This is a genomic window from Mycobacterium sp. E3298 (genome assembly GCF_001666895.1).
GTDB lineage: Bacteria > Actinomycetota > Actinomycetes > Mycobacteriales > Mycobacteriaceae > Mycobacterium.
Window position 1 is genome coordinate 1 of the sequence record NZ_LZJB01000507.1, and the last position, 8,580, is coordinate 8,580.

9 protein-coding genes and 1 pseudogene are annotated in these 8,580 nt (G+C 69.3%); 8 read left to right on the plus strand and 2 right to left on the minus strand.

Going from position 1 to position 8,580, the window contains the following annotated elements; translation table 11 throughout:
• Nucleotides 1–2: 2 nt before the first annotated feature.
• From A9X05_RS31315 to A9X05_RS23275, 5 genes and pseudogenes are all read left to right on the plus strand, one after another.
• A pseudogene (locus tag A9X05_RS31315) lies at nt 3–218 on the plus strand (hypothetical protein); the annotation flags it as partial.
• Nucleotides 219–788: 570 nt separating this feature from the next.
• Nucleotides 789–1,934 carry an LLM class flavin-dependent oxidoreductase gene (locus A9X05_RS23260; protein ID WP_067756015.1) on the plus strand — a complete coding sequence of 382 codons (1,146 nt, stop codon included), beginning with the start codon at nt 789–791 and terminating at the stop codon, nt 1,932–1,934.
• Between the two features lie 4 nt (nt 1,935–1,938).
• A complete protein-coding gene (locus A9X05_RS23265; RefSeq protein WP_067784279.1) occupies nt 1,939–3,294 on the plus strand; it encodes an MFS transporter in 1,356 nt (451 codons plus the stop codon).
• Between the two features lie 55 nt (nt 3,295–3,349).
• Complete coding sequence (locus tag A9X05_RS23270; RefSeq protein WP_156669888.1) at nt 3,350–4,090, plus strand: class I SAM-dependent methyltransferase; 741 nt, start codon at nt 3,350–3,352, stop codon at nt 4,088–4,090.
• A gap of 30 nt (nt 4,091–4,120) precedes the next feature.
• Nucleotides 4,121–5,491 (plus strand): amino acid permease, encoded by a 1,371-nt coding sequence (locus tag A9X05_RS23275; RefSeq protein WP_067748307.1) that lies wholly within the window; start codon nt 4,121–4,123, stop codon nt 5,489–5,491.
• Nucleotides 5,492–5,494: 3 nt separating this feature from the next.
• Here A9X05_RS23275 and A9X05_RS23280 read toward each other — a convergent pair whose 3' ends face one another.
• Nucleotides 5,495–5,983, minus strand: a complete 489-nt coding sequence (locus A9X05_RS23280; RefSeq protein ID WP_067784281.1) for a hypothetical protein — start codon at nt 5,981–5,983, stop codon at nt 5,495–5,497.
• A gap of 143 nt (nt 5,984–6,126) precedes the next feature.
• Here A9X05_RS23280 and A9X05_RS23285 point away from each other — a divergent pair, with 143 nt between their 5' ends.
• Nucleotides 6,127–6,549, plus strand: coding sequence for a MarR family winged helix-turn-helix transcriptional regulator (locus A9X05_RS23285; protein ID WP_067748312.1), 423 nt, complete (start codon nt 6,127–6,129; stop codon nt 6,547–6,549).
• Nucleotides 6,550–6,645: 96 nt separating this feature from the next.
• On the opposite strand, the gene A9X05_RS23290 is transcribed toward A9X05_RS23285, so the two are convergent.
• Nucleotides 6,646–7,041, minus strand: coding sequence for a nitroreductase family deazaflavin-dependent oxidoreductase (locus A9X05_RS23290; protein ID WP_067748314.1), 396 nt, complete (start codon nt 7,039–7,041; stop codon nt 6,646–6,648).
• Nucleotides 7,042–7,114: 73 nt separating this feature from the next.
• Here A9X05_RS23290 and A9X05_RS23295 point away from each other — a divergent pair, with 73 nt between their 5' ends.
• Nucleotides 7,115–7,459: a hypothetical protein gene (locus A9X05_RS23295; RefSeq protein WP_067748316.1), complete on the plus strand. Its 345-nt coding sequence runs from the start codon at nt 7,115–7,117 to the stop codon at nt 7,457–7,459.
• Between the two features lie 57 nt (nt 7,460–7,516).
• Nucleotides 7,517–8,580 (plus strand): glutamate-1-semialdehyde 2,1-aminomutase (locus A9X05_RS23300; protein ID WP_067784283.1); only part of this gene is annotated, 1,064 nt, incomplete at its 3' end.

An 8,580-nucleotide genomic window follows, 5' to 3' on the forward strand; every position in this document is an offset into this window, starting at 1 on the left:
CCTTGAGTGGCCTGCTCGATCCGGTCAGGCCGCAGGCCGCGACGCTGCCGCAGGCTCCGGCCCCGTTCGAGCCGTCCGCGGCGAGCAGCAACCTGCCGACCAAGCTCACGGGTTCGTTCGTCTCCGCCGCCCGCGGCGGCGTGAAGACGAACTACGTGATCGCCCTGCCACCCGGCCATACCGGGACACTGCGCCCCGTGATCGCCCTGCACGGCAAGGACGGCTCGAACGGGGCCGGAGCCTGCGGCAGCGTCGCGGCCTGCGGCCTGACCGGATCGAGCAGGCCACTCAAGGCGAACACGCCGGCGGCTCCCAGGCCGGCGCTGGCTCCCATCCGCAGCACCGCCCGGCGGGTCAGGTCAGGCATGATCGCAATAATGCCGCCCTGACCGGTGATTACCTGCCGAGCCACGCCGAAATGGAAGCATTGTGTGATCTGGCGTGACCTATCGGTCTCCAACCGGTTACCTGCGGTGCACCCGTTCGCCGCCTCGGGCGGCGCGAGGCGGCCGAGTTGCGGCGTCGTGATACGGCCATCATCATGGCGCCGGCCGGGGTGCCAATGCGGGGCCGTTCCGACCGTAAACCATTGCGCCGCAACGGAAGAGCGGCCGATCGCGGCGACGGCGCGGGCGGGCGAATGGACCACGAGCAGCGCGCGCTCGGACCGGGGCGACCGCCGCCGACCGGGGATGCAATCTCGACGTTTTCAACCCTCGCGGCCCGCACGCAAGTTTCGCAGGATGGAGCTTTCGTGCTTCCCGTCGTGGATTGAAAGAGGATTGAGGATGAGTCTGGCGTTCCACTGGTTTCTGCCGACCTACGGTGATTCCCGGAACCTGGTGGCGGGCGGACACGGCACGCCGATGTCCGGCGACCGGCCCGCCACGTTGCGCTATCTGCACCAGATCTGCGCGGCCGCCGAGGACAACGGCTTCGAGGCCGTGCTCACCCCCACCGGATTGTGGTGCGAGGACGCGTGGTTGACGACGGCGATGCTGGTCGAGGCCACCGAAACCCTGAAGTTTCTGGTGGCCTTCCGGCCCGGGTTGCTGAGCCCCACGCTGGCCGCCCAGATGGCCGGGACCTTCCAGCGCCACTCGGGTGGCCGGCTGCTGCTCAACGTCGTCACCGGCGGCGAACCCCACGAGCAACGGGCCTACGGGGACTTCCTGGGCAAAGAAGCCCGGTATGCGCGCACCGCCGAATTCTTGGACGTGGTGCGCCGGCTGTGGACGTCGAAGACGCCGGTGACCTTTGCCGGAGAGCACATTCACGTCGAGGGTGCGCAGCTGAACAACCCGCCCGACCCGGTGCCCGCGGTGTTCTTCGGCGGATCGTCGGCGTCGGCCGGGCCGGTCGCGGCCCAGCATGCCGACGTGTATCTCACCTGGGGCGAACCGGTCAAGGCGGTCGGCCAGAAGCTGGACTGGGTGCGTGGCCTGGCCGTCGATGCCGGCCGAATCCTGCAGTACGGGTTGCGGATTCACGTCATCAGCCGCGATACGTCCGAGCAGGCGTGGGCCGAGGCCGACCGGTTGCTGGCCGCCGTCGACCCGGCCGACGTCGAGCGGGTGCAGGCCAGCCTGGCGCGCAGCGAGTCGGAGGGTCAGCGCCGCATGCTGGACCTGCACGGCGGCAGCAGCAACCGGCTGCTGGTCGGCCCCAACCTGTGGGCGGGGGTGGGACTGGTCCGCGGCGGCGCGGGCACCGCGCTGGTCGGGTCGCACGCCGAGGTCGCCGAGCGGCTGGCCGAATACGCCAAGCTCGGCATCAACCACTTCATCCTGTCCGGGTATCCGCACCTGGAAGAGGCCTACTGGTTCGGCGAGGGCGTGCTGCCGTTGCTGGAGCGGATGGGCCTGTGGCACCACCCGAACCGTCAAGCCCACCCGGTCTCGGCGACGCCGTTCGCGGTCGCCTCGGCCCACTAAGGCCATGGCGGCTACCTTGCCGGCGCCCGCGACCGGCGTGCCCCTCGGCGCGACCGCCGGCGCGGTCGACGAGTCCGGCGCGCAGCAACGCCGGCGCCTGCGCGTCGTCGTCGCGGCCAGCCTGTTGGGCACGACCGTGGAGTGGTACGACTTCTTCCTCTACGCGACCGCGGCGGGCCTGGTGTTCAACAAGGTCTTCTTCCCCAGCGAGAGCTCGCTGGTCGGCACGCTGCTGGCGTTCGCCACCTTCGCCGTCGGGTTCGTCATGCGGCCGGTCGGCGGGCTGGTGTTCGGCCACATCGGCGACCGGATCGGTCGCAAGCGCAGCCTGGCGCTGACCATGCTGATCATGGGCGTCGCCACCGCGCTGATCGGGGTGTTGCCCACCGCCGCCCAGATCGGGGTGTGGGCGCCCCTGCTGTTGTTGGCGCTGCGGATCCTGCAGGGGTTCGCCCTCGGCGGCGAGTGGGCGGGCGCGGTGCTGTTGGCGGTGGAGCACAGTCCCGCCGGCCGCCGCGGCCGGTTCGGGGCGATTCCGCAAATCGGACTGGCGCTCGGATTGGCTCTGGGCACAGGCATATTCGCGTTCCTGCAGATCGCCCTGGGACCGGCCCGATTCCTCGCCTACGGCTGGCGCATCGGTTTTCTGCTCAGCCTGGTGCTCGTCGTGATCGGCGTCGTGGTGCGGCTCCGGGTGGAGGAGACACCCGCCTTCCGGGAGCTGCGCGACCTCGAGGCCACCGCCACCGTGCCGATCCGCGAGATCGTGCGCGAACCCCGGTCCCGGCGAAACACCGTGCTGGGCTTGCTGTCTCGCTGGGCGGAGGGCTCGGCGTTCAACACCTGGGGCGTGTTCGCCATCAGCTACGCCACCGGCGCGCTGGGGTTCAATCGGGTGTCGGTGCTGGTGGTGGTGACCATCGCGGCCCTGCTGATGGCGGTGCTGCTGCCCGTGTCCGGGGCGCTGACCGACCGGTTCGGCGCCCGCCGGGTGTATCTGGCCGGGGTGGCCTGCTACGGCATCGCGGCGTTTCCCGCCTTCGCGCTGTTCGGCACGAGGAACCTGGTCTGGTTCGGGGTGGCGCTGATCATCGTGTTCGGTGTGGTGCACGCCCTGTTCTACGGGGCGCAGGGCACGCTGTATTCGTCGCTGTATCCCACCAGCACCCGTTACACCGGTTTGTCGTTCGTCTATCAGTTCTCGGGCATCTACGCCTCCGGGGTGACCCCGATGATCATGACCGCGCTGATCGCGGCCCTCGGTGGCGCGCCGTGGCTGGCGTGTGGGTACCTGGTGGCGACGGCCGTCATCAGCGTGCTCGCCACGGCGGCGATCCGGGAGCAAGACCTGCACCTCTGAGCCCTCCGCGCAGTAGTCTCGTTCGCAGTCGGCAGCCGCGAGGAAGCGAGAAGAGATGACTGACGCGAACGTCGCCGGTTTCGAACCGCTGTACGACGAGGCCGAGCACGCCGGCCGGCGGATCCCGTGGGACATCGGCGGCCCGCAGCCGGCGGTGCAGCAGCTGGTGGCCTACGGCGGGATCCGCGGCGAGGTGCTCGATCCCGGCACCGGTCCCGGCCACCATGCCATTCACTTTGCGGCGCAAGGGTATTCGGCGACCGGCATCGACGACTCACCCTCGGCCATCGAGCAAGCCAAACGCAACGCGGAGCGGGCCGGCGTCCAGGTCGATTTCCAGGTGGCCGACGCCACCAAGCTGGAGGGGTTCGAGGGCCGCTTCGACACGGTGGTGGACAGCGCCTTTTATCACGTGTTCCTCAACGACGGGGTCGTCCAGACGCGGTACGCCCAGGCGCTGCACCGCGCCACCAAACCCGGAGCCCGGCTGTACATGTTCGAGTTCAGCCCCCACAACGTCAACGGCCTGCAGTGGACGGCCATCCCCGCCGATAACTTCGAGCGGGTGTTCGGTGCCAACGGATGGCGCATCGACTACCTGGGCGGCACGACGTATCAGGCCCGCTTCCTGAAGGAGACGTTCGACGCCATGAAGGAGTTCGCCTCCGAGCAGCAGGGCGAGATCCTGCAGCGGATGCGGCCGCTGGTGCACCGGCTGGGCGTCATCGACCCCCTTCTGGAGGACCACCGGGTGCACCTCCCGGTGTGGTCCGTGGTGGCCACCCGGTTGGACTGACCGCGGTTCACCGGGCGGGGGCGAGGAGCGATGGCCGGCACTCCGCAACTGCGCCAAGGGTTGTCGCAGCGCCAGCTCAGCATGATCGCCCTCGGTGGGGTGATCGGCGCCGGCCTGTTCGTCGGCTCCGGCGTGGTGATCAAGGACACCGGCCCCGCGGCGTTCCTGACATACGCGCTGTGCGGCCTGCTGATCGTCCTGGTGATGCGCATGCTGGGGGAGATGGCCGCGGCGAACCCGTCGACCGGATCGTTCGCCGATTACGCGGGCAGGGCGCTGGGCGGCTGGGCGGGCTTTTCGGTCGCCTGGCTGTACTGGTACTTCTGGGTGATCGTGGTCGGCTTCGAGGCGGTCGCCGGCGGGAAGGTCCTCAACTACTGGTTTCACGCCCCGCTGTGGCTGCTGTCGCTGGGCCTGATGATCTTGATGACCGCGACCAACCTGTTCTCCGTGTCGTCCTTCGGTGAATTCGAATTCTGGTTCGCCGGAATCAAAGTCGCGACCATCGTGGTCTTTCTCGGCATCGGCGCCGCGTTCGTCCTGGGCCTGGTGCCCGGCCATCCCGGCGGCCTGGGCAACCTCACCGCGCACGGCGGATTCTTTCCCAAGGGCGTGGGGGCCGTCTTCGCCGCGATCGTGGTGGTGATCTTTTCCATGGTGGGCGCCGAGATCGTCACCGTGGCCGCCGCCGAAAGCCGGGACCCCGAGCTCGCGGTGCAGAAGGCGACCAGGTCGGTGGTGGCGCGGATCGGCGTCTTCTTCGTCGGCTCGGTCTTTCTGCTGGTGGCGATATTGCCCTGGGACTCAGTGGAACTCGGTGCCTCGCCCTATGTGGCCGCGCTGCACCACCTGGGATTGCGCGGCGCCGACCAGGTGATGAACGCGGTGGTGCTCACGGCGGTGCTGTCCTGCCTGAACTCGGGGCTCTACACGGCGTCGCGCATGCTGTTCGTGCTCGCCGACCGCGGTGAGGCCCCGGCGCGATTGGTCAGGCTCAGCGGGCGGGGGGTTCCGCACATCGCGATCCTGTGCTCCTCGGCGGTCGGATTCGGTTGCGTCGTCATGGCGCGCGTCGCGCCCAACACCGTGTTCCTCTTCCTGCTCAACTCGTCGGGCGCCGTCATCCTGTTCGTCTACTGGCTGATCGCGCTGTCGCAGATCATCCTGCGCCGCCGCACCCCCGCCGCAAAGCTGCGGGTGAAGATGTGGTTCTTTCCGGTACTTTCCATCCTCACCCTCGCCGGAATCACCGCCGTGCTGGTGCAGATGGCGTTCGACCGCTCGGCGCGCAGCCAGCTCTGGCTCAGCCTGCTGTCGTGGGCCGTCGTGGTCGGGCTGTACGTCGTTGCCCGGGTCCGTAGCCGAATCGGTACTCGCCGCGCGATCGCCGCTGACGACTGACGTTCACACGCGGCGGGGTATCCGCATGTGCTCCTCGGCGCGATGCCATGTCAGTGTCGGGACGAATCGCTCGTCGGCCCAATCCGCCGACTGCACCCGCAGCCGTCCCCGCCAGTTCCTCATGATTTCGGCGTGCACGGGCCAACGGATGAATCGGCGTAAATCGCTTCCGTTGTTCCAGACCGATAGCGATCCACCGCGCCACTCGGCGGGTTTGCCCCACAGCCACAGCCCGACGGCGCCTTGCATAATCGGCCAACTTTCCGCCAGCTTCACACCTAGCTCGGCGACCTGCTGCCAATCCTTCTCCGATTCGGCGTGAAAGTCGGTGTAGCTCACCACGACCGGCAACCGGGTTGAGTCGCAGGGGCCCGGCAGCCAGTCGGTGCTGATGAGTCCGGCCCCTGGTGTGATCGGCGGCTGGCCGGCCGCCCCGTCGGTCGCTGGACGTCCATCGTCACCACGGACGGCGTCGGATCGGGTTGTGGTCATGGCGAGCTCCTATGTCGAATGGCGGTCGCGACGAGTGCGTAACGGTGCGATCGGCGGGCGCGGGTACGGGGAACACGTTAAATAATAAGCGAATGTAGATGATATGACGACGCTTATAATCTGGCAAACTCTATCATCACGACATGGGCCGAAAGTCGAACCGTCCAGATCTCGCGGCGATGCTCGTGCCGCTGGCCCGCCAAGCCGTAGCCGCCGAGCGGCCGGTGCTGGCGGCGCACGGCCTGTCGATGTGGGGTTACGTCATACTCGGCGCGCTTGACGGGTCGCCGATTCGCACGCAAGCGGCGCTCGCCGAGGCGGTCGGCGCCGACAAGACGCGCATCATTCCCACGCTCGACGAGCTGCAGGAGCACGGCTACATCGAACGCTCACCCGATCCCGACGACCGTCGCGCGCGCCTGCTTGCGATCACCGACGCCGGACGCTCGATCAGAAGTGCCGCGCAGCGCGACATTCGAGAAGCCGAGGAGCGCTGGCTTGGGCAGCTGTCCTCCAGCGACCGATCCGCTTTTCTGCGCGTGCTCAGCCAACTGGCGTCCGGTTGACCATGTCGAGCGCACGCCGTGCGGGTGTCGATTTGACCGACCTGGATCAGCCGCTTGCCCGGACGCCGGAGCCACGCGGGCGTGCGGGCAGCCACCTCACTCGGTCTTGGTCAGCAGCACCGCGTCCTCGAACGGCAGCCGCGCGAAAATCGGCCGCGCTCCGGGGCTGACGTGGGTCGCCGCTTCGGCCTTGCTGACGACCCGCGGGTCCGCGATGCCGAAGCTCTTGCCGTTGCGGCGCATCCGCCCGCCGCCCGCGGCTGTCAGGTTTTTCAGCCAGTCCCGGTCCGGGCCGTAGGTCAGCAGGATCGCGATCCCGGGCTTGCCGTCGACCTCCGCGCTGAAGACATTCACCGGGGTGCGGTACGGCTTGCCCGAGCGGCGGCCGACGTGTTCCACGATCGCGAAAGGCGGCAGCCAGCCGGCCCACAGCCGCTGCATCGGGTTGGTGACGCGACGGTTGAACCGGGCGAGACTCTGTGGCATCTGCATACCGCCATCCAACTCGCGGCAACCGCCCGGCATCAACCCAACTTTTCACACCGAACGGGTCTAGTGTCTGAACATGGGTGATTCGCCGGGTAACGAGGCGGCCCAGCGCGCCGACGAGCTCAAGCGCAGGGGTGAAGCCCTGGCTGCGCGCAAACCCATCACGCTCGAAGACGTCGAGCTCGCGACCGACCGCGCCAGGCACGCCCACGAGCGGGATCACGAGGCGCACCGCCGCGACCGGGACCGGCACTACGAGGCCGCCGTCGCCCACGAGCGCGCCGCCGAGGTGCACGAGCGGGCGGCCGACGAGCGCCTCGGGGACGTCGAGGCGCACCGGCGGGCGGCGGAAAAAGAGCGCGAAGCCGCCCGCCATCATTTCCAGGCCGCCCAGCAAGCCGGATCGCAGGGCGACGCCTGACCCGTCCTGCTACACCCTGTAGTTGTACCGGCCGCAGGGGCTGGGACACTGGTTGTCATGGGAAGCAGTGACCGGGCGACCGCGCACGCCGCGATGACGACGGCGTCGGCCCGGCTGTTCGCCGACGCCTGCGCCGTCATCCCCGGCGGGGTGAACTCCCCGGTGCGGGCGTTCACCGCGGTGGGCGGGACCCCGCGCTTCATCACCGAGGCCAACGGGTACTGGCTCACCGACGCCGACGGCAATCGCTACGTCGACCTGGTCTGCTCGTGGGGCCCGATGATCCTGGGGCACGCGCACCCCGCCGTCGTCGACGCCGTCACCCGGGCCGCCGCGTCCGGCCTGTCGTTCGGCGCCCCCACCCCGGCGGAGAGCCAGCTGGCCGCCGAGATCATCGGCCGGGTGGCGCCCGTGGAGCGGATCCGGCTGGTCAACTCCGGCACCGAGGCGACGATGAGCGCGATCCGGCTGGCCCGCGGGTTCACCGGCAGGCCCAAGATCGTCAAGTTCTCCGGCTGCTACCACGGCCACGCCGACGCGCTGCTCGCCGACGCGGGATCAGGCGTGGCGACGTTGGGGCTGCCGTCCTCGCCCGGGGTCACCGGCGCAGCGGCCGCCGACACGATCGTGTTGCCCTACAACGACGTTGACGCGGTGCGGCAGGCCTTCGCGGAGCTCGGCGACCAGATCGCCGCGGTGATCACCGAGGCCAGCCCCGGCAACATGGGCGTCGTCCCGCCCGCGGCCGGCTACAACGCCGCGCTGCGCGCGATCACCGCCGAGCACGGCGCGCTGCTGATCGTCGACGAGGTGATGACCGGCTTCCGGGTGAGCCGAAGCGGTTGGTACGGAATCGATCCGGTCGACGCCGACCTGTTCACCTTCGGCAAGGTGATGAGCGGCGGGCTGCCCGCGGCGGCGTTCGGCGGCCGCACCGAGGTGATGGAGCGGCTGGCGCCGCTGGGTCCGGTGTATCAGGCCGGGACGCTGTCCGGTAACCCGGTGGCGGTGGCCGCCGGCCTGGCGACGCTGCGCGCCGCCGACGCGGCCGTCTACGCCGCGCTGGACGCCAACGCCGACCGGCTGGCCGCCCTGCTCTCCGAGTCATTGACCAATGCGTC

What these genes read in the sequence shown, in the direction of transcription:
- A9X05_RS23260 (WP_067756015.1), top strand. Translation starts at nt 789, where the DNA reads ATGAGTCTGGCGTTCCACTGGTTTCTGCCGACCTACGGTGATTCCCGG.
- A9X05_RS23265 (WP_067784279.1), top strand. Translation starts at nt 1,939, where the DNA reads ATGGCGGCTACCTTGCCGGCGCCCGCGACCGGCGTGCCCCTCGGCGCG.
- A9X05_RS23270 (WP_156669888.1), top strand. Translation starts at nt 3,350, where the DNA reads ATGACTGACGCGAACGTCGCCGGTTTCGAACCGCTGTACGACGAGGCC.
- A9X05_RS23275 (WP_067748307.1), top strand. Translation starts at nt 4,121, where the DNA reads ATGGCCGGCACTCCGCAACTGCGCCAAGGGTTGTCGCAGCGCCAGCTC.
- A9X05_RS23280 (WP_067784281.1), bottom strand. Translation starts at nt 5,983, where the DNA reads ATGACCACAACCCGATCCGACGCCGTCCGTGGTGACGATGGACGTCCA.
- A9X05_RS23285 (WP_067748312.1), top strand. Translation starts at nt 6,127, where the DNA reads ATGGGCCGAAAGTCGAACCGTCCAGATCTCGCGGCGATGCTCGTGCCG.
- A9X05_RS23290 (WP_067748314.1), bottom strand. Translation starts at nt 7,041, where the DNA reads ATGCAGATGCCACAGAGTCTCGCCCGGTTCAACCGTCGCGTCACCAAC.
- A9X05_RS23295 (WP_067748316.1), top strand. Translation starts at nt 7,115, where the DNA reads ATGGGTGATTCGCCGGGTAACGAGGCGGCCCAGCGCGCCGACGAGCTC.